We start from the raw sequence: 21,525 nt of genomic DNA on the forward strand, positions 1-21,525 counted from the left end.
CTTTAGCTTTTCTATAAATTCCGTCTTGAAGATGGACAAATATCATTTTCCTTGGTTAAAAATTAGTAATTGATGATTGGCCATAGTTTATTTTATGGCTTCAATCACCAATCACCAAGTTAAGTAAGCGCTTCCGCACCACCGACAACTTCCAGAAGTTCCTGGGTAATTGCGGCTTGACGGGCTTTGTTGTAAGACAAAGATAGAGTTTTAATCAATTCACCGGCGTTTTCGCTGGCGTTACTCATCGCTGTCATCCGTGCGGCCAGTTCACTAGCTGCTGATTCTTGTAATGACCGTAATAGCTGATTGCTCAGATATAATGGCAACAAAGAATCCAGAATTTGCACTGGATCTTGTTCAAAAATCATGTCACTAGGTAAAGCGGTAACTGTACTAGCTACCTTTTCCCGTTCCACTTGGAATTGACCACCACGGGTAGTTAAACGGAAAACTTCGTCATCCGCTGCTTCTAAACCTTGGGTATCCAAAGGGAGAAGGGTTTGGACTACGGGACGAGAACTAACCAGGGAGACAAATTTTGTATAAACTAGCTCAATCCGGTCTACTTTTTCCGAGAGGAAGAGAGAAAGTAGTTCATCAGCAATATTTGTAGCTTCTGCGGCGGTAGGAAGTTGTTCTAAACCGCTGTAGGTGGCATCAATAGGCTGATTCCGGCGTTGAAAGTATTGAGTAGCTTTGCGGCCAACCAATACATAAGTATAGTTTACACCTTCAGCTTTGAGTTCCTTGGCCCGATTTTCAGCCCGGCGGATCACGTTAGAGTTGTAACCACCACACAAACCCCGGTCGCCGGAAATTACCAACAAACCGACTGTTTTAACTTCGCGTTTTTTCAGTAGGGGGAGGTTGACATCTTCAAACCGCAATCTGGTTTGCAAGCCAAATAATACTTGCGCCAAACGGTCTGCAAAGGGACGGGTAGCAATTACCTGTTCTTGAGCGCGACGGACTCTCGCCGCTGCTACAAGCCGCATGGCTTCTGTGATTTTTTTGGTGTTTTTGACCGACTGAATGCGATCGCGTATTGATTTGAGATTAGCCATAATTTTTAGGTCATTGGTAATTGGTAATTGGTAATTGGTAATTGGTAATTGGGTAAAAGTTATTGCTATTACCTATTACCCACTACCTATTACCTGTTACCTGTTACGCTGCTGCTTGGAAGGTCTTTTTGAATTCGGTAAGAGCGGCTTTCAAAGCTGCTTCTTCTGCATCACCTAGAGCTTTGCTACCTTGTACGCCTTGGAAGTATGCAGTGTTAACATTCTTCAAGTAGCCACGTAGACCTAGGGCAAAGGTAGTTACTTGATTAACTGCAATGTCATCTAAGTAACCGTTAATACCAGCGTAAAGAACCGCTACTTGTTCAGCTACGGAGAGAGGATCGTTTTGGGGCTGTTTTAATAGTTCCCGTAAACGGACACCACGCGCCAACTGGTCTTGAGTGGCTTTGTCTAAATCAGAAGCGAATTGTGCGAAAGCTTGTAAGTCGTCAAACTGAGCCAATTCTAGTTTGATTTTACCAGCAACTTTTTTCATTGCCTTGGTTTGTGCCGCAGAACCTACACGGGATACAGAGATACCGGGGTTTACAGCGGGACGGATACCAGAGTTAAACAAGTCAGAAGACAAGAAAATCTGACCGTCAGTAATAGAAATTACGTTGGTAGGAATGTATGCAGATACGTCACCAGCTTGGGTTTCAATGATAGGTAGAGCAGTCATACTGCCTTTACCTAATTCATCGCTGAGTTTAGCAGCACGTTCCAACAAGCGAGAGTGAATGTAGAATACGTCTCCAGGATAGGCTTCCCGACCGGGTGGACGACGGAGGAGCAAGGACATTTGGCGATAAGCCTGTGCTTGCTTGGAAAGGTCATCATAGATGATTAAGGTCGCTTTGCCTTTGTACATGAAATACTCAGCAATACTAGCGCCTGTGTAGGGTGCGAGGAATTGGAGGGTAGCTGGGTCACTGGCGTTAGCCGCAACAACTACTGTGTAGTCCATCGCGCCCTTTTCTTGTAAGGTTTGGACTACGTTAGCAACGGTGGAAGCTTTTTGACCGATAGCTACGTAAACGCAAACTACATCTTCACCTTTTTGGTTGATGATGGTGTCAATAGCGATCGCAGTTTTACCAGTTTGACGGTCGCCAATGATTAATTCCCGTTGACCACGGCCGACGGGAATCATGGAGTCAATAGCGGTAATCCCTGTTTGCATCGGTTCATGTACAGACCGACGGGCAATAATCCCAGGGGCAGGAGATTCAATTAACCGAGTTTCGGTTGTTTTTGGATCACCTTTACCATCAATAGGACGACCCAAAGCATCAACAACGCGACCAATGAGAGCGTCACCTACGCCTACTTGGGCAATTCTACCAGTAGCGGTTACAGAGCTACCTTCTTGAATACTCCGACCTTCGCCCATCAGTACCGCACCGACGTTATCTTCTTCTAAGTTTTGGGCGATACCAATTGTGCCATCTTCAAATTCTAGGAGTTCCCCAGCCATAGCTTTTTCCAAGCCATAAATCCGGGCAATACCGTCACCTACTTGTAGCACTGTACCAACGTTAGCAACTTTAACCTCTTGGTCATATTGCTCGATTTGTTGTTGGATGATACTGCTGATTTCGTCAGGTCTAATGGAAATACTCATTTGTCAGTTGTCAGTTGTTAGTTGTTAGTTGTCAGTTGTCAGTTGTCAGTTGTCAGTTGTCAGTTGTTTTTTATTAGCTATTGACTATTGACCATTAACTAATGACTACTGACATTTATCAGAACTTTTTAGTTACTGCTTAAACGCAAAGAAAGACGACGTATTTGTCCACGCAAACTAGCGTCAATTACTTGAGAACCAACTTTGATAATTACACCACCAATTAAATCGCTGTCTATTTTTGTGGCTAATTCCACTTGACGAGCTTTGGTCAGAGTAATTACCTTTTCTGTAATTGCTTGCAGTTGGGTTTGGGTCAACGGAACCGCAGAAGTAATTTCAGCTAATACAGTTTGATTTAGTTGGCGTAATAGCACTAAATACTGCTGTAAAATTGGTTCTAAGAAAGCAATCCGTCTTCTGTCAACTAACAGCAGTAAAAAGTTACGGAGGCAGAGGTTTACACCTTCACCAAGTAATTGTTTGAGGACATTTTTCTTGTTCTCTGGCTTGACAAAGGGATTGCTCAAAAAGCTTGTGAGTTCTTGACTCCCTGTTAATAAGCTCAAGAAAGTCCGTGCGTCTCCCCCAACCTCTTCTGTTAAGTTTTGAGATTGAGCAATGGATAACAGTGCCTGTGCATAAGGCTGAGATACTTCAGCGGTTGCTGCATCACTTTTCATATCTCGCCTCCCAGTTGTGCGATGCTACGATCAATTAGAATTTGTTGAGCATCTGCGCTAATACCACCCTTGAGTTGTCCTTCCACTTTTTGCAGTGCTTGTGCAACTACCTTTTGTCGAAGTTGGGAGATAGCTTTTTCTAGTTCTGCATTCAAATCAGATGCTGCGGTTTCTTTTAAACGGGCTACATCCAGATTCGCTTTAACTAAAATAGCTTCTTTAGCTGCTTGAGCATTTTGTTCAGCTACTTGAGTAATTCTCTGTGCTTCCTGCTGTGCTTGGGTTAACTGCCCTTGGGCTTTTGCCAAAGCAGTTTGTGCTTCCCGCAAGCGTCCTTCTGCATCTTGAATAACGCTTTCAATACCGGAGCGTCTTTCATTCAAGATATTGGTTAAAACTTTGCGTCCAAAGTAGAATAGTATGCCAATCAGAATTACTAAGTTAATTAGATTGGTTTCCAGGATGTCTAGGTTTAGACCGAAACCGCCTTCTGCTGCGCCTTCTGCCATTTCAGAGTTAACAGCTTCTGCGGCAAGTAATAAAATATTGCCCATGTTAGCCATCTACAAGTGCGCTGCTCGCTTGGTAATTCGTTGATTTTTCCCGACAGGGAAAAAAGTGCCAATGTTTTGGACACTTAAATTTCGCCACATTTTTGGGCATAAGCCCTGATGTGTTTATGCTTTCGTAGCACCAACTTGGTGATATAGTTAGAACTATTTCACCAAAGCAGGTCCTAATAGTTTTTCTAGAATCTGGTTGCTGAGGGCATCAACTTGTGCTTCTAGGGTTGCCATAGCTGCTTGCTTTTGCTGCTCTATTTCTCTAGCAGCTTGTTCGCGTTGAGCTTGGGCTTCCTGTTGAGCTTCAGCTATTTTTTGTGCTGTAATTTTCTTAGCTTCATTCTGGGCAGCTTCTACAGTCAATTGAGATTGCTTACGCGCAGATGATAGTTGCTGCTCATACTCTTTAGCTAATGCTTCAGCTTTAGCCAAGCGTTCACGAGCATCAAGGTTATTGGTACGGACATAATTATCCCGATCATCCAATACCTTGGTCATAGGCTTGTAGAAAATTGCATTCAACAAAGCTGCCAACAACAGGAATTGCAATGCCATTAATGGCAAGGTAGCATCGAAATCAAACATTTCTCTCCTCTTTGGCTGGAATACTAATTTTCTTGGCTAGTAAGATGATCCAGCCTTTGATAATTTTACGAATCCCGTTCTGACTAATGAGCGATAAGTTGCCAGTTTGTAGAGGCGTGCAGATGTCCAGCTTTTCGCTGTCTGTGACATCTTTCACGTCTCTACACTAACAAAACTTTTTCGGTCTTAGGCAAAAGGGTTAGCGAATAGCAATACCAAGGCAATTACCAAACCGTAAATTGTCAAGGATTCCATGAAGGCTAATGTTAAAAGTAGTGTGCCGCGAATTTTGCCTTCTGCTTCGGGCTGACGAGCAATACCTTCTACTGCTTGACCGGCTGCATTACCTTGACCAATACCAGGTCCAATTGCAGCTAAACCGATAGCGAGGGCAGCAGCTAGAACTGAAGCAGCTTGTACGATTGGATCCATGACGATTTTCCTTGCTTTAACTACAAAAATTACAAATGTACGTAACAACTAGATATGTGTTTTTCACACTGTACTAGGTTCTCAAATCGCTGTAGCGATGTTTTGAGCGAATTTGCTCGTTTTAACTGGGCGATCAACTGAGGGCGTTAATGCTCCTCATGTCCTTCTTCGCCGTGTCCCTCTAGGGCTTCATGAATATATGCCCCGGCTAGGGTAGCAAATACTAGGGCTTGAATGGCACTAGTAAATAAACCCAAAGCCATTACTGGCAAAGGCACAAAGAGAGGCACGAGCAATACCAATACCGCGACTACTAATTCATCCGCTAATATATTTCCAAATAACCGGAAGCTTAGGGAGAGGGGCTTGGTAAAATCTTCGAGAATGGCAATTGGCAACAGAATTGGTGTTGGCTCAATATATTTCTTAAAGTAGCCTAAACCTCTTTTGCGAAATCCAGCGTAGAAATACGCCAAGGAGGTTAGCAATGCCAATGCGACGGTTGTATTGATGTCGTTGGTAGGGGCGGCTAGTTCACCAGAAGGCAAGTGGATTAGCTTCCAGGGAATTAATGCTCCTGACCAATTTGATACGAAGATAAACAAGAATAGCGTACCAATAAATGGTACCCAGGGGCGATACTCTTTCTCTCCGAGTTGGTTTTTCGCTAGATCCCGAATAAATTCTAGGGCATATTCCATCAAATTTTGGATGCCGCTAGGAATTTTTTGGACGTTTCTGGTGGCAGCTAGTGATGCTATTACTAGGATAGCAATCACAAACCATGAGGTGAGAAATACTTGCCCATGTATTTTGAGACTGCCCAGTTGCCACAAGAAGTGATGACCTACTTCTAATTCGGCGAGGGGAAAAGCGTTAAAAGCGTTTAATACACTAAGCATGGGCGTTCTTCAAGGTTTTCCCCAAAAATCGAGGATTGGAGGATTGTCTGTAGTGGTTTAGCATTGTGCTTTACCTCTACAACTTTAAGCTTCAGGAATGAATGCAGTTTGCACCATATAGATGAGGAGGGTAGCTTTGTAGGTGAGAAACCCCAAGAATATAGGCAGAATATGTAGCTGATGCCATTGACTCGCCAATATAATCGGTATCATGATCAGAGCAAAACGATTTTTACTCAAACTTTGTTTTTCACCACCAAGTCTCTCGACATCGTTAGCCAGCATTTTTAAGTAAACCACACCTGTACACGCCCCAATCAAATAATTTAGGGCTATGTTTAAGGAATAAAAAATCCACACAGAGATAAAAATAATCCCCGTCAACACAAGTGTGATGACTAGCAACTTCTGATAGAGTTGATAGAACTCTTGCATGGAAGAGGTTACTGGTTCTGTTTGAGCAAAACCAGATTTCTCATCTTGTTGTGTTGTCTGAGTCGGTGCAATTGATTCTTCTGACAAGCTCACGAGACTTGAAACCAGTACAGCTAATATGAGATGACTGTACATTCAGTCAGTTGAATCATATCACGATCCGGTAACACTACTTTAGAAAAAAACAATTAACTTATTTTTTGAGGAGTCAGGAGTCAGGAGTCAGGAGTCAGGAGTCAGAAGTCAGGAGTCAGGAGTCAGAAGTCAGGAGTCAGAAGTCAAGAATCAGAAGAAGGAATTTCTCCCCGGACTCCTTTGCTCCCTGCACTTTACACCCTCTCTCCGGGGGTTAGTAAGAGTAGTTGTTGTTTGAGGAGATGTCTTACTCCGTTTAAGTCTAGCTCGACTTGGGCTAAAATTTCAGCCACTGTGGCATTGTTACCACATTTTTGCATAAATTCAAATTCTGCTGTTGTTAAGTTAATAATTTGATAATCATAGTTAAATAAGCATTGACTGGGAAACCCATCTATGCAAGGGTTAAGTTCAGGAATAGCTGCTAGTAATGTGTTATCTGCTGACCAATCAGTTTTTGGTATGGGGGGACGACTGAGGAAAAATTCGTAATGGGTAACTTCGGGATTCAGTAATTCTACGAGACGATAACGTTGACGTTCTGTTAATTCTTCGGCTCGTTCAATTAGCTCTGGTGCTTTTTCTAGAAGCTTTTCCAATTGCCAAAAACCAGGATTTGAGAACCCCACAAAGTCTAAACCAGCAGCGTCTATTAATGTAAATAATGTATCAATATTGTAATCAGTTTCTTGAGGATGGACGTACATATCAGCGAAACATTCATCTCGCTGGTTTTCCATTGCCCATCTTTCTTTTTCTCGCTTGACAATGCGGTTGTTTTCTGGTAATGAGGCAAATATTTTGCGACCGACTTGGACACCATCACGATAGTCGCCTTTTTTGTTACCTTGGAGGAGAGCGATCGCTTTTTGCATTAGTTGTATTTCCCATCTTCCTAATTCTCCATACACAAAGATGTGCATTATTCCACCTGGAGCGAGTTTTTTCGCTAAAGCTTGAATGCCACGAATGGGATCTGGAAGATGATGAAGCACACCAACGCAATTAATTAATTCAAATTCTCCTGGTATCTTATCCACATCATAAATACTCAGATGATGAAATTCTACACGGTCAGCGCCAGAACTTTGACAGCGTTTTTTTGCTACTTCTAATGTACCAGCACTTAAATCTATTCCCACTACCTGCGCTTGTGGGTTGAGATGTACTAAATATTCTGTTCCCACTCCCGAACCACAACCAGCATCTAAAATGCGGATATCTTGCTTTTGTGGTTTTCTACCTGTGCAGAAGCTATAAGCAGCTAACCAATTCCAACGCCAATTGTAACCTGGTGGTGGTTCGTCGAGGATGGGTTCGGGAGGGAATGGATAGGTATCGTAGAGTTTCGCAACAGCAGCACTTACTTGGGAGTCGGACATGATTAGGAATAACGCAGCATCTCTGAGTTTACCGGATGGGGGGGATTTTGGGCAAAAAATAAATTCTGTCTATTCGTAGGGGTTTAGCATTGCTAAACCCTTACTGTTTATAGATATGGGTATTGATTCCGTAATAACACTAATGTTCATATAGCTGACTTACCATCTCATCCAATTGTTTATAAGTTGAACGAATATCAGAAATGGTATCAGTTATTGCTGTTTGTAAACGAGTACATTGATCGAATATTTGCTGGATATATTCATCTGTTTTAGGTATTTTACCTTCCTGGATTAAATCTGTCCAAGTTAAGCCCCGTTTTTCATATTGTTGAAGATAAATTTTCAGAAATTCTAAAACTATTGTACTTTCTGAAAATATTAATTCTTGACGAACATTTAAAAGTTTATCATCTTTTATTTTTATTTTCGTGATAGTTTGATTACGTTCACCGATAATTTCAAATCTGTGCGGTTCTGCGTTTAAAAAATTCCAACAAGGTAAATTTAGACTTTCAAAAACTTGCCGAAAATTAACTTCGATTGTTGGATCACTATCACTATAATCGAACTTAATTTTATGTCCTAATTGTGTCAATGTATATAAATTCCAATTCGATTCTATTAAATGATTAACATAATCAATAAATGGCTGTTGTTCTTCTAAAGAAATATTTTTAATGGGAAATTCTTTCAAATCATCAGGATATATACGACTTTTAGCTATTTGAGTTTCACTATTGACACTCATAATATTTTCATCACGATTGTTTAATAGTAAAAAGCGTTTACCAAAACTAGATGCAAGAATAGCAGCAATATATCTTAAATCAAATTTTTCTGCTATTTTTATTTTCTCTTCTGCATATTGATAAATTTGTAATTTCTTACCTTTTCCATCACCAATAAGTTTTTGACGCTTTTTAGAAAGCTCATACATCTGTCTTTTTTCTTTCTCTAAACGCTTAACTTTATAAACATCATCCCATCTTACACAAATTCTCACGCTATCAGGAACGTAAAATCCATCTCCTTCTGCTATTCCTCGATCATAGGTTGGAAATGAAGTCATTCCAAATAAAATTTTCGGATAATTATATAATTCAGGAATTGTTGCTCTACGAATTTGTCCAGGAACTCTTTCAGTATCCCATTCCAGATAACGAATATTATCAATTGCTAGTTCTCTAATAATATTTTCTCCATCAATATATTTCTTAGAATGAATCTTATCTGCTTGTGAACTTAAAAGAATATCTTTTTTAAATGCTCCTTTAGCTTTGGTTTCATCAGCATTCAAAACCATTCCTACAGTACAATAACAAATATCTTCTAAATATGTAACATCTTCAAAATTATCATTAACTACAAACTGTCTAAATACTTTTCCTTGATATTCAGATTGATTCAAAGGATTAATTTCTTGAATTTGTGTAAATGAACCAGTGTGTAAAACTCTTTTTACCTGATGATCATCTCCTGGTGAAATCTTTTCTAAAAAAAGAACCGTATTATTAACAACAGCATCAGAGAAAATTCGCACATTATTAAAAAAATCTACTTGATTAATAGTGAGATTTTTAGCAATATATTCTCGGAGTGACTCTCCATAATTATTAGTTTGAATACCCCTAGAAACAATCAAACCAACTTTACCTAAATCCTTAGTAGCTTTACAAGAAAGTTCAATAAATGGAACAAAAAGATCCCACTTTTCATGAAGTGTTTCAAATCGTCCAGAACTTTCGATTTCTCGACGATAAATATCTGCTCCAGGTTCATCAGCTTTAACATAAGGAGGATTAGCAACTACAAAATCAAAACCATCTGCAAACATTCCTGTTTGTGTTTTGATTTGAGCAACCGTAGAAAGTTCTAAATCAAGAATAGGGTTGAGTAATGTAGTTCTAATTTCTTGCGATTTTGCTAATAAAAGAGAATCTGTATTATAAACATTAAATCTATCAATAGTACAGTCTTTTAATTTATCTGCTTCTTTCGCTTGTTTTAGTAAATCAATCACTTGAATTAATAAATTTGTTTCGGCTAAATAACAAGCAAACGGATTAATATCTAAACAAAATAGGCAATTTTTCACCTTTTGAATAATAGCAGGAACATTTTCAACGGGAATTGTGTTTGTTCTCCGTGAACGATAGGAATCAATCAAACGACGCGCAGCATGAACTAAAAAGCTCCCAGAACCTCCTGCGGGGTCTAATAACTTTTTGTCACGAATATCAGGATTATCAGATTTATATCCTATGCAGTCTAGAATATATTCAACTACTGGTTTTGGTGTAAAATATCTACCCTGTTCATGTTTTCCTTCTTCAACATATCTACCATAAACCATCCCAATAATATCACTATCAATTTGTTGTAAGTTAAACCCATTCAGGATGTGCAAAACTTTAATTAAAGTATTGGAATTTATCCGATACCAATTAAATAAATCAGCATTATTAAAGAAGTGAGTATAGATATTTTGAGCAGAACGATAGGACATTTCTAAAAGATAATCCATTGACATTCCTTGCGCTAAATCTAAATATCGCGGTTCAACTTCTTCTTTCCAATATTTAAACCCTCCATTAGAGAATTTACGATTAATTAATTTCTTGTCTTCACAAATTCTGACAATTAAAAGACGAGTGACATAAACATAAGCAGTTTGTCGAGCAAATTCTGTTTTTAATTTATCTTCATCCGCACCTTGTAAAATGGTTTTACTAACTAAATTACGCCAAGATATAAAATATTGATGTATTTTAATTGCATTTGCATGAGTTAAATTTTGATTGGCTTCCCATGCTTTCCAATCCAAAACAATTCTATAATATTCTTTTAAAATTTCACTTAGCTTAGTGTGGTCAAGTTTTTTAATTTTATTTTCATCAGCAATTTTAATTCCTAGTTCTTCTTGTTTTGATTCGGAAATATTAGGAATTAAATCTAATTGCACTACCTTTTGATTTTTACTAGGTTTTTTATCTTTTTGAGCTTGTTTTCTGGCTTGAGCATTTCTTAATTTATCTAAAAATATTTGTTCAAAATCGTGAATCGAACCTTGTGGTTTTTCGGCAAATTCAATTAATTTTTCACCAGCATCAGAAAATTCTTCAACTTCTAGAACTCCATACACTCTTAGATGATTTTTAATTTTATTCCGTAAACCTTCTAAAGTTTTAGTTATTGTTTCATTTTCTGATATATTTATTTTATCAATACTATTGGGTAAATATTTAGCTTGACAATATTGATCATATTCTTCCAGTGATAATTGCAATTGATATAAAACATCTTCTTCTAAAAGATTAATAGCTTGTTTGAGGTCTGCAATTAATAATTCATCAAAGTTAGGAGTATTATCTTGAGATTTTGCACAATTCAACCATTCATTTTCAGGTTTACTCAAGTCTTGAATGAAATTCTCAATATTTTCAAAACTTTGCTGATTAAATCTACGATATAAACTTTTTAAGTCTTGATTTTGTTCAATTGTTAAATTTTCAATTCCAGTTGAATGATAAGTTTCTATAATTTTCTGAATATCAAGATGTAAAACAGGATTCGGATAACTTGGGTTAGAAAAATCATAACCTAATAGCAACTTACCATTACAAATTAATCCCAGTTCATAACCTCGACTCGTTGCATAACCACGTAATTGTTGTAATGGATCAGATTTTTTAAGATTATATGCAGTATTTTTATCTTCAACTAGAAAACACCGAATATTACCACTTGCTAATTTTACTTCAAAATCTGGACGGCTACTATCTTTAGCATTACCTGTCGTATTTTTAGCTATATCTCCTGAATCAAAACCTAAAGCAAGCAGCAATGGCAAAACTATTTTAGTATCAACAATGTTATCTTCATCATTAGTTTGTGGTTCGGCAATATATTCTAAATAAGTTTTGCCTTCATAGAAGTTCTGATTATTGAAAATATTGAAGAAATCATTTTGAAACTGCTCAAAACTAGACATAAGTATTTACTTTATTTTTATTATTTAATCATTGTTCATTTTAGCATAGATATTGAAATGATACACCCATGCAAATCATTTAGATTGTAAATATTTGTAATATATAGGATAAACTTTTGCAACAAAATATTTATATTCATGGATGATATCAAGCTAAATTATCTATTTCTTCATCCTGTTAATCCTCTAATCCAGGATTTAAGGATGTACAGGATTGTAGTTTGTAGATTTTCTGTGAATAGTTAATGATTATAAATTATGATTCAGAGAAAAATATATTTTCTATCATTCACAAAAACCTATATTTCCTAAAAAACATCCTGTTAATCCTTTAATCCTGGGTATCCTGATTCTAACAATTTACTTATTACTCGATTTCCTTTATAATCAAAATACTAAACAATAGAAATAGCCAAACAGGAGTAAATAGATTATTAATAATCAACCTCAACTACTTCCAGGAGAAGGAATTGTAGGCACTTATGGAGACTTAATCAAACAGGGACGTAGAGGTGATAACCTCACACCTCATCATATACCTGCGGATGCTTTTATGAAAGCCAGAGTTTCGCTTAATTATACAACAGATCAAGGATATGCCATTATGATGGAACATTTATCACCAGGAAAAGGAGGTCGTCATCGGCAAACAATGTCTTACGGTAAACGCCCTAATTTAAACTTATCACCCAGAGTAGCATTAGCACAAGAAATTTGGGATGTACGTTGTATTTATCTTCGTCAAGGTTTGTATAATAGAGAAATCAGAGAAAGTTTGCAAACATTAATCAGACAGAATAAATATACTTGGCCATGGATTTTTGAGAAATAAGGGACAAAACAATGAATCACAATAATTTATTGGCAACCTTGCAAGAAAATCGCTTAATGCAAACAGAAGAACAAGTTACAAATTTTGAAAATGCTTTAACTGAAATAGCTGAAAGTCCTGATGAAAATAAATTATCTGCCTATCATCTAATTTTAGATGATCAATGTCAACAGCCAGAAGTGATGTTTAGCTTAATTCATTTTCTGGAATCTTTTGATATGGAAAAACAAATTACAGCATTTATTCATGTTGTGCCTCAATTAATGATAACAGCACCAGAATGGACGAGAATTATTCACAACCGGATTTTAAATGATGTATCAGCGTGTGGAGTTTATCGTCACGGTTTAGAATTAATAAATCGTAAAAACCCTCATCATTTTATCTATGATCTGTTAGAAGAAAGTGTTATTAATCAAATAAATTATCATATAGAAGCACCTCGTGGTATTTTAGTAGGAGAACTAGCAGAACCTCATTCTTTGACAAGACTTCCTTCTTGAAGATGTACTCGAAGGGAAAACTCTATAAAGGATTTATCACCTGGGGACTGGTGGTGTTATACTATTTTTAACCAGAAAAGGTAATCAACTTGTGTAAAAACCTAACTCTCTAACAGCTTTTCTAGTTCTGTTTAAGTGGTCTCTTTGAACTAAAAATCTTCCTGTCTCTAGAATGATGAATGTTAGAATAATTATCAATATTGCTGTAATATTTAGTAAAATCAACTAAATACTAGTCTTTAAGCAATGATGCTTACTTTTTGTAAAAGTCAACCCAAAAAACCTGCTTGTGAATTACTCTAATAATCTACAGGTAAATGTTTCCTCTTTGAACTCCTTAAGAGAACGCGATTGGGAAGCTTTAACTTCGCTATTTGATAGAGACGATAGCAATGAAATTGAAGACGAGATTAAAAGCAAATTGGTTTGGTTAGTACCCGAACCCTGTTGGGAAGATAATCCTTTTGAGTTATTGCGTGAGTTTTTGTGAAAATTCCCAACAGACAAGATACATATCTTAACTTTATTAATTCTCTTTTATTTCATAAAATCTATAACTTCGTTGTAGTCTTGTGAATGAACTACTCTAAGTGCAGATGATGCGACCGAGGGGGAGATGGTAAGATTTGATTTTAGTCGGTTGTGTGTGCTTATTGTCTTAATTTGTGGTTTATTAGCTGGTTGTAGTGGGAATTCTCGCGGAAATTACATTCTCCGAGTAGCTACTGAACCTGCATTTCCACCTTTTGAGTTTCAAAGTAAAGGTGGAGAGTTAGCAGGGTTTTCAATTGATTTAATGAGAGCAATAGCGACTGCTGCTAATTTTCGGGTAGAATTTCAGAGTTTGCCTTTTGATGGCATTATTCCGGCACTGCAAGCTAAAACCATAGACGGGGCGATTAGTTCCATTACAATAACTGAAGAGAGGGCGAAGACAGTGGCTTTTTCTCGTCCCTATTTTAAAGCAGGTTTGGCCATAGCTATTCGTGCAGATAATCAAAATATTACAGGTTTTGACAGTCTCCAAAATAAAAAAATTGCTGTTCAAATTGGCACAACTGGCGCAGAAAAAGCTAAAAGTGTGACTGGGGGGGAAGTTCGCAGTTTTGACTCTGCACCATTAGCCCTCCAAGAATTACAAAATGGCAATGTAGATGCAGTTATTAATGATGCACCTGTAACTTTATATGCTATTAATACAGGTAATTTGCAAGGAATCAAAGTTATAGAACAATTACTAACTGAGGAATTTTATGGAATTGCAACTGCTAAAAACTCTCCTTATTTATCTTTGATTAATCACGGTTTAACGAAGATTTTAAAAAACGGCAACTATCAACAGATTTACCAAAAATGGTTTAAATCTACACCGCCAATATTGCCAGAAATATTACCATTTATCAATAAAAACACAGCCAAATTAAACTCTTTTAGTGTATTTTGGCAATCTTTACCAACTTTATTAAGTGGTGTCTTGGTAACATTGCAATTAGCATTTATATCAGGTTTCTGCGGTTTAACTAGCGGTTCTCTAATTGGGATAATTCGGCTTTCTCATATTAAACCTTTGCGTTTTTTAGCCAGGGCTTATATAGATTTTTTCCGAGGAACGCCGTTATTAGTACAGATATTTATGATTTACTTTGGCTTACCAGCAATTTCTCCAGGGGAAACGCATCTTATCAATAAGGACTATTTAATCTCAATAATGACCCAAAAATTTGCATTAACGTCTACTTATTGACAATAATTTAAACCATCACGATGACTCTGAAAAAATCCATCAAACGATAAATACCGATTCTTTCGTTTATACACAAAAATGGTATTTTGTCAATAAAATTTAGATGCGTTTCCCCTGGCAATTTCTCAAGAGATGGGTTTTACTTTGACTTTAAATCGTCTTGCGGCTGGAGTAATTGCGTTAAGTTTAAATAGTGCAGCTTATATTGCGGAAATTGTGCGTGGAGGAATTCAATCTATTGAAATTGGACAATCAGAAGCAGCCAAATCACTCGGTTTAAATTCTGTGCAAACTATGACTTATGTGATTTTTCCTCAAGCATTACGCCGCATGATACCACCTTTAGGTAATGAGTTTATTAGTTTATTGAAAGATACTAGTTTAGTTGCTGTAATTGGGTTTGAGGAATTATTTAGAAAAGGACAATTAATTGTTTCAGAAAATTATCGCGCTTTTGAAGTTTATGCGGCTGTGGCTATAATTTATTTGTGTTTAACTTTGATTTGTTCCCAACTTTTTAGCAGGTTGGAAATTTGGATGAATCCAATGAGTAAGTAGGCTATCACCCACACTCCTGATTTTTATTCAATCCCCTTATAAACAACAACTAATAGCTAATTCTGCATTCTTCACCAAGGTCTCCTTATCAAGAGTCGAAACCGGATATTGAGGAGTTATCCGCAATAACTTTTCCACCCTCTCCCGCGCAGCTTCTACCACCGCTACATCTAAACTACCATTATTCAAACTATCAGAAAAATCTGCCGCTATTTTATATGTTCTTTCCAAAGAAGAAGAATTGATATTTCGAGAAACTATAAATAAATCACAACCAGCATGAAAAGCCCGCGCAACTGTTCCCGATTGCATAAAAATTTCCGAGACAGCTTTCATATCTAAATCATCGGAAACTATCACACCTTCAAAACCTAACTCTTTCCGCAAAATATCATTTAAAATGATTTTAGATAAGGTTGCTGGCACTTCTGGATCAATTTGCGGAAACAAAATATGCGCCGTCATAATTAACGGAATTTTGTCCTGAATTAATGTTTGAAAAGGAATCAATTCCCGGTTTCGCAAATCTTCCCGACTCAAATTTAATATTGGTAACTCCAAATGGGAATCTGTGCTAGTGTCTCCATGGCCAGGAAAGTGTTTAGCAGAACCTAAAATGCCCTCTTCCCGCAATCCTCGGTAATATTCCCGCGCACCTTCACTAGCGGTTTGCGGTGTATTTCCAAATGCACGACTTCCAATAATTGGGTTTTGGGGATTAGAGAAAATATCTGCAACCGGAGACCAAGAAACATTAATTCCCAAAGATTTTAATTCTAAAGCTGTGGCTTTTGCAACTTCATAAGCATGAGATTGCAATAAATAAGCGTAAGGAAAGCGAGTAATTGGTAAAGGTGTCCGCACAACTCGCCCACCTTCATGATCTAAAGTAGTAAAAATGGAGTCGCGTTCAGAATATTGGCGAACTTCGTCAATGAGGGTTTTAAACTTTTCTAACCAGACTGGATATGGTACACCGTCAAGAAAGTTTTTAGCAAAAAAGATAACACCAATCGGTTTTAATTCATTTAACGCCCGTTTATCATCATCGTTTAAACTTGTCCCAGAAATACCCAGAATTAGGTGATTACCAAAGCTTTGTGATAATTGAGATATTGACATAATTTGGTGATTTAAGTAAAGGATAAAGTATTTTCTGGTGTTGCTAAATTCAGGTATGAAATTCTCTTGATTGAACTTATAGCTTACGCTACACAATTAAAACTCTTACCTTTGCGTCTTTGCTCCTTTGCCTCTTTGCGTGAAACAGAATTCATACTGCCATTATGCAACGCATTTTCTCTACTTTATCCTTCCATGTTACTAAAAGTTAAAAACTAATAACTCACTTTTAGCATTAGCCATATTTTCAGTTTTTGGTGGAGATGGTTTCAACGTCATTTGTGGCGCATTTTGTTGTAAAACCACAGCCTGATAAGCTACGACTCCAGTATGTTCACTATCGAGACAACGAGCCGCTGTTCGAGACAAATCTAGGCTTCTTGGTGCAATATACGGACCGCGATCATTTACACGCACAATCACGGATTTATTGTTTTGTAAATTTGTTACTTTTAAGAAGGTATTAAAAGGTAGGCTACGATGGGCAACAGTGAAATCATCTTGATTATATATCTCACCATTTGCGGTTAAACGACCATGAAAATAGCCACCATACCAAGAGGCTATTCCAGAAAGTTTTGTATTTGAGGACTGTAATCCATACATTTCCATTTGCCCTTGTATCAGTGTCAGCGGTTTAGTATGGAGGGCTATTCGCAAATTATTCGTCCATTCCATTGCTAAAATATCACCGCTGCGACCAAGTTCATCAGAGACTTTTCTATCTATTGCAAATAGTAACCTATTACCTATCATCAGCGAAGGAGTCTTATCAACTAAACCTGGTTGTAATTGCGTAGGTTTTTCAGTAGGTGATATTACTAATTGCTGTAAGCGGTTTTGTAAAGCATTAGCTGTAATTTGATCAGGTAGTCGGGCAACAAAGCTGTTATTAACCCAGACCTCATAACTGGATGAATTCCGCTTGACAATCAATACTGGTGAGTAATCATAACTTCCATTTGGCTCAATTGGATTGTTGATGATATTAAAGAAGCTTTCGAGCGATCGCACAACAGTAGCTGGTGACAAATCTAGTTTAGGAACACTAACTTGAGTAAATATTATCTGTCGAAAGTTAGTAGAATTTTGCCAGTGAGGTTGTGCAGGTATATTTTCTGGCACAGAGGCACAAAATTTTGTTTCTTTTGCCTTCAAGGTTGTTGAAGGTAGAGTCATAGACCTATCTCTATATGATGATAATCGTCTATTTATCCAATCAAATGTCAAAGAGGTTTTTGATATTAAGGTTTTCTGCCAAGCAGTTTTATATTCTTGAGAAATGATCAGAAATTGAGCCTGGGGCTTGACTAAGTTGGCTGGAAGTTGTATTGGAGAAAATGCAGCTATTAAACCCAGCGGTAAATTTGCTGTCAACACCAAAGTACCACCTGTGAAGGATGTCGCCCATATTATTCCCGTTGATATCATAGTTTATTTATTCTCCAGATAGATGCACAATTCCTAGAGAAATAATTCCCAGGTTGAATAAAAAGAGAGTTTTTTTAATTACATAATTTCTATGTGATTTCAGACTTAATTATGATTAAACCCTCTGGGATCATCATATACCGTAATAGAGATTGAAATAAATAAAAGTTTTAAATCTAGTTTTCAGGTATTACTAATATTTCCATTACTTTTGCTTATGAATAGCGATTTATCCTGCCATTTACTTTACTAAGTCACATAGGCATCTTGCATATTAATACTTAATAAAAAAATCAGGTTTTGTATTTGTGACAAGCAGTTACCCAAAAATATACACGGATTGATGATGAGTCATAAACTACACTAAATATTTTTGACTTCAAAAAAATTTGTGTTAATCCCTGGACTGATGATTAGGGTAAATTAGATAGTTGGCGGAAGATTTTGGGAATTTTTTGGGAAGCAATCAAACTAGAATCGCCAAATGTAACGGATTGTAACGTATAATTAGAACGACAAAACAGTTAAGAAATATTAAATAATAGTAGGTTTAAATGCGCGTAGCAATCGCGGGAGCGGGTCTAGCAGGACTTTCCTGTGCAAAATATCTCACGGATCTAGGTCACACACCCATCGTTTTGGAACGCCGAGACGTAGTGGGGGGGAAAGTGGCAGCGTGGAAGGATGCTGATGGGGACTGGTACGAAACAGGACTGCATATTTTCTTTGGGGCTTATCCCAATATGTTGCAGTTATTCAAAGAATTGGATATTGAAGATCGGTTGCAGTGGAAAGAACACACAATGATCTTCAATCAGCCCGAAGCGCCGGGGACTTACAGCCGCTTTGATTTCCCCGATTTACCAGCACCTATCAATGGGATGGTAGCAATTCTCAGAAACAACGATATGCTGACCTGGCCGGAGAAAATCAGTTTTGGCATCGGATTACTACCTGCCATTCTCCAAGGGCAAAAGTATGTCGAAGAAATGGACAAATATTCTTTCCGGGAGTGGCTGCAAAAACAAAACGTCCCCCCCAGGGTAGAAAAAGAAGTATTCATTGCGATGTCCAAAGCCTTGAACTTCATTGACCCCGATGAAATTTCTGCTACTGTCCTCTTAACGGCTTTGAATCGCTTTCTCCAAGAGAAAAACGGCTCAAAAATGGCCTTCCTTGATGGTTCACCCACAGAAAGATTGTGTCAGCCCATTATTGACCACATTACTGAACGGGGTGGTGAAGTCCGTCTGAATGCGCCCTTGAAAGAGATTTTACTCAATGAGGATGGAACTGTGAAAGGCTTCCTCCTCCGCGGTTTAAATGGGGCAGAAGATGAAATATTTACAGCGGATACTTATGTCTCTGCCCTTCCAGTTGACCCCTTAAAGCCGATTTTGCCCATTTCTTGGAAAGAAATGCCATTTTTCCAAAAATTAGAGGGTTTAGAAGGGGTACCAGTGATTAATGTCCATATCTGGTTCGACCGCAAATTAACAGATATTGATCATCTGCTATTTTCGCGTTCTCCTCTCCTCAGCGTTTATGCTGATATGAGTAATACTTGCCGTGAATACGCCAATCCTCACCGTTCCATGCTGGAATTAGTTCTAGCACCGGCAAAAGATTGGATATCTAAATCCGATGAGGACATTGTTGCTGCAACTATTACTGAGTTAGAAAAACTCTTTCCCCAACACTTTGGGGGGGATAATCCTACCAAAATGCTGAAATATCATGTGGTAAAAACACCACGTTCAGTTTACAAGGCTACCCCAGGTCGTCAACAGTACCGTCCTTCCCAGGAAACCCCCATTACTAATTTCTATCTGACTGGGGATTACACCATGCAGCGCTATCTAGCCAGCATGGAAGGGGCTGTACTTTCTGGTAAACTGACAGCGCAGGCGATATTCCAAGCACAGACGGTAGCAAATCCCTCTAACCTGCAAACGCCAACACGACCGCCCGCCAAGAATGCTGCAACTGCCTGATTCCCCCCCGCGCATGAAAACGCTGGTCTCTATAGATGAGTCATACAACCTTTGTCGGGAACTCACAGCTAAGTACGCCAAGACTTTTTACTTGGGGACAATGTTGATGAGTCCGGCCAAGCGTCAATCTGTTTGGGCAATTTATGCCTGGTGTCGCCGCACAGATGAATTAGTGGATGGTCCTGCATCTGCTATTACCACGCCAGAAACCCTAGAACTATGGGAAAAGCAACTGGAATCCATTTTTGCGGGATGCCCATTGGATAATTATGATGTAGCGTTAGTAGATACTCTCCAACGCTTTCCGCTAGACATTCAACCCTTTCGGGATATGATCGCCGGTCAGCGGATGGATTTGTATCGCAGTCGCTATGCAACCTTTGAGGATTTATACCTCTACTGCTACCGAGTAGCGGGGACTGTAGGTTTGATGTCAACAACGATTATGGGTATAGATGATAATATCTATACAGCCCCTTGGCATCAAGGCCAACAGCCTTATCTTCCTATAGAAGAAGCGATCGCTTTGGGAATTGCCAATCAACTCACGAATATTCTCCGTGATGTTGGTGAAGATGCCCGTCGAGGCAGAATCTATATTCCCCTAGAAGATTTGGCCAAATTTAATTACACCGAGGAAGAATGTATTCGCGGCGTAGTGGATGACCGTTGGCGTTCACTCATGCGGTTTCAAATTGATCGCGCCCGTCAATTCTATATTCAAGCAGATAAAGGTATTAGTTATCTTTCTGCTGATGCTCGGTGGCCTGTTTGGGCTGCATCCATGCTCTATGAGCAGATTTTAGAGGTGATTGAGCGCAATAATTATGATGTGTTCAGTCAGCGAGCTTATGTTCCCCAATGGAAAAAGTTACGTACTTTGCCAGCAGCTTGGATGCGATCTCAAGTTTTATAAGGAAGAACGTCGAAAACCCTTGAAAATGTGGCTGACTGAGTCAGCCACATTTGGGCTTTAGACAAGAGATGAAGGCTAGAGGCTTTCCTTTATCCTGCATTGACGTTAATTTGAAAATTTGAAATTATTTCAAATTTTAATCCATATTCGTGATAGAATTAAATTGTCACTAAAGACATAAAAAGCTACCGAGGGACTCTCGGAAAGTTACGCTTGTCAGATATGATTTCGCCCGCCAGGGCAAACGAAATCAGGGCAAGAACCCAAATATTTAAGGAACCCTGCCTGAAACTGGGATAACTGAGGGATATAGACTGAAACTCTCTATAGAATCTCCGCGTCTTTAGACCGGAGAGTGTCAAAACTTGGTCATTGGTCAATGGTCAATGAATCTATTTACAAAATAACTATTGACAAGCTCAAAAACTTCTGCTACGATTATTACTCATGACCTGGAGAGGTGGCTGAGTGGTCGAAAGCGGCAGATTGCTAATCTGTTAAGGGATTATATCCCTTCGGGGGTTCGAATCCCCCCCTCTCCATTTTTACAGAAGCTACATACCGGATTTCTTAAAGAAGTCCGGTATCTGAGTATAAACTAGATCCAAGTTGGAAACTATAGT

The 21,525-nt window shown here is 38.3% G+C and carries 17 protein-coding genes, 1 tRNA gene and 1 pseudogene; 7 read left to right on the plus strand and 12 right to left on the minus strand.

Features of this window, described 5'->3' with window-relative positions; genetic code table 11:
• Positions 1-119: 119 nt before the first annotated feature.
• The 10 genes from FJR08_RS00995 to FJR08_RS01040 all read right to left on the minus strand — a co-directional run bounded on the left by FJR08_RS00995 (position 120) and on the right by FJR08_RS01040 (position 11,802).
• Positions 120-1,067: a F0F1 ATP synthase subunit gamma gene (locus FJR08_RS00995; protein ID WP_015083293.1), complete on the minus strand. Its 948-nt coding sequence runs from the start codon at positions 1,065-1,067 to the stop codon at positions 120-122.
• 103 nt (positions 1,068-1,170) lie between these two features.
• On the minus strand, positions 1,171-2,691 hold the full coding sequence (gene atpA, locus FJR08_RS01000; protein WP_168631870.1) for a F0F1 ATP synthase subunit alpha: 1,521 nt from the start codon (positions 2,689-2,691) through the stop codon (positions 1,171-1,173).
• Between the two features lie 128 nt (positions 2,692-2,819).
• Complete coding sequence (gene atpH, locus FJR08_RS01005; RefSeq protein WP_015083295.1) at positions 2,820-3,374, minus strand: ATP synthase F1 subunit delta; 555 nt, start codon at positions 3,372-3,374, stop codon at positions 2,820-2,822.
• Entirely contained in the window at positions 3,371-3,937 is a 567-nt protein-coding gene (locus FJR08_RS01010; RefSeq protein WP_015083296.1) for a F0F1 ATP synthase subunit B, read from the minus strand. Before FJR08_RS01010 ends, atpH begins: the two co-directional genes overlap by 4 nt.
• A gap of 153 nt (positions 3,938-4,090) precedes the next feature.
• Complete coding sequence (locus FJR08_RS01015) at positions 4,091-4,522, minus strand: F0F1 ATP synthase subunit B' (protein WP_015083297.1); 432 nt, start codon at positions 4,520-4,522, stop codon at positions 4,091-4,093.
• 186 nt (positions 4,523-4,708) lie between these two features.
• Positions 4,709-4,954, minus strand: a complete 246-nt coding sequence (gene atpE / locus FJR08_RS01020; RefSeq protein ID WP_015083298.1) for an ATP synthase F0 subunit C — start codon at positions 4,952-4,954, stop codon at positions 4,709-4,711.
• A 146-nt stretch (positions 4,955-5,100) separates the two neighbouring features.
• Complete coding sequence (gene atpB / locus FJR08_RS01025) at positions 5,101-5,856, minus strand: F0F1 ATP synthase subunit A (protein ID WP_015083299.1); 756 nt, start codon at positions 5,854-5,856, stop codon at positions 5,101-5,103.
• Positions 5,857-5,940: 84 nt separating this feature from the next.
• Positions 5,941-6,426, minus strand: coding sequence for an ATP synthase subunit I (locus FJR08_RS01030; RefSeq protein WP_015083300.1), 486 nt, complete (start codon positions 6,424-6,426; stop codon positions 5,941-5,943).
• A gap of 194 nt (positions 6,427-6,620) precedes the next feature.
• Positions 6,621-7,808, minus strand: a complete 1,188-nt coding sequence (locus tag FJR08_RS01035; protein WP_168631871.1) for a bifunctional 2-polyprenyl-6-hydroxyphenol methylase/3-demethylubiquinol 3-O-methyltransferase UbiG — start codon at positions 7,806-7,808, stop codon at positions 6,621-6,623.
• Between the two features lie 139 nt (positions 7,809-7,947).
• Positions 7,948-11,802 carry an Eco57I restriction-modification methylase domain-containing protein gene (locus tag FJR08_RS01040; protein ID WP_168631872.1) on the minus strand — a complete coding sequence of 1,285 codons (3,855 nt, stop codon included), beginning with the start codon at positions 11,800-11,802 and terminating at the stop codon, positions 7,948-7,950.
• Between the two features lie 553 nt (positions 11,803-12,355).
• On the opposite strand from FJR08_RS01040, the gene FJR08_RS01045 reads away from it, so the two are divergent.
• The 4 genes and pseudogenes from FJR08_RS01045 to FJR08_RS24145 all read left to right on the plus strand — a co-directional run bounded on the left by FJR08_RS01045 (position 12,356) and on the right by FJR08_RS24145 (position 15,439).
• The gene (locus FJR08_RS01045) at positions 12,356-12,634 is read left to right on the plus strand and encodes a hypothetical protein (protein WP_168631873.1); all 279 of its coding nucleotides are present in this window, start codon (positions 12,356-12,358) and stop codon (positions 12,632-12,634) included.
• Between the two features lie 11 nt (positions 12,635-12,645).
• Positions 12,646-13,137, plus strand: a complete 492-nt coding sequence (locus FJR08_RS01050; protein WP_168631874.1) for an Imm30 family immunity protein — start codon at positions 12,646-12,648, stop codon at positions 13,135-13,137.
• 289 nt (positions 13,138-13,426) lie between these two features.
• Entirely contained in the window at positions 13,427-13,627 is a 201-nt protein-coding gene (locus FJR08_RS01055) for a hypothetical protein (protein ID WP_168631875.1), read from the plus strand.
• A 126-nt stretch (positions 13,628-13,753) separates the two neighbouring features.
• Positions 13,754-15,439 (plus strand): annotated as a pseudogene (locus tag FJR08_RS24145) (ABC transporter permease subunit).
• A gap of 36 nt (positions 15,440-15,475) precedes the next feature.
• Here FJR08_RS24145 and nagZ read toward each other — a convergent pair.
• Positions 15,476-16,561, minus strand: a complete 1,086-nt coding sequence (gene nagZ, locus FJR08_RS01070) for a beta-N-acetylhexosaminidase (RefSeq protein ID WP_168631876.1) — start codon at positions 16,559-16,561, stop codon at positions 15,476-15,478.
• Between the two features lie 201 nt (positions 16,562-16,762).
• Positions 16,763-17,992, minus strand: coding sequence for a septal ring lytic transglycosylase RlpA family protein (locus FJR08_RS23070; protein WP_217357466.1), 1,230 nt, complete (start codon positions 17,990-17,992; stop codon positions 16,763-16,765).
• A gap of 554 nt (positions 17,993-18,546) precedes the next feature.
• Here FJR08_RS23070 and pds point away from each other — a divergent pair.
• From pds to FJR08_RS01090, 3 genes are all read left to right on the plus strand, one after another.
• The gene (gene pds / locus FJR08_RS01080; protein ID WP_015083306.1) at positions 18,547-19,986 is read left to right on the plus strand and encodes a 15-cis-phytoene desaturase; all 1,440 of its coding nucleotides are present in this window, start codon (positions 18,547-18,549) and stop codon (positions 19,984-19,986) included.
• Positions 19,970-20,902, plus strand: coding sequence for a 15-cis-phytoene synthase CrtB (gene crtB / locus FJR08_RS01085; RefSeq protein ID WP_168631877.1), 933 nt, complete (start codon positions 19,970-19,972; stop codon positions 20,900-20,902). Before pds ends, crtB begins: the two co-directional genes overlap by 17 nt.
• Before the next feature lie 454 nt (positions 20,903-21,356).
• A tRNA-Ser gene (locus FJR08_RS01090) sits at positions 21,357-21,444 on the plus strand.
• Positions 21,445-21,525 lie beyond the last annotated feature (81 nt).

This window comes from Dolichospermum sp. UHCC 0260 (genome assembly GCF_009711985.1).
In the GTDB taxonomy this organism is placed as follows: domain Bacteria; phylum Cyanobacteriota; class Cyanobacteriia; order Cyanobacteriales; family Nostocaceae; genus Dolichospermum; species Dolichospermum lemmermannii.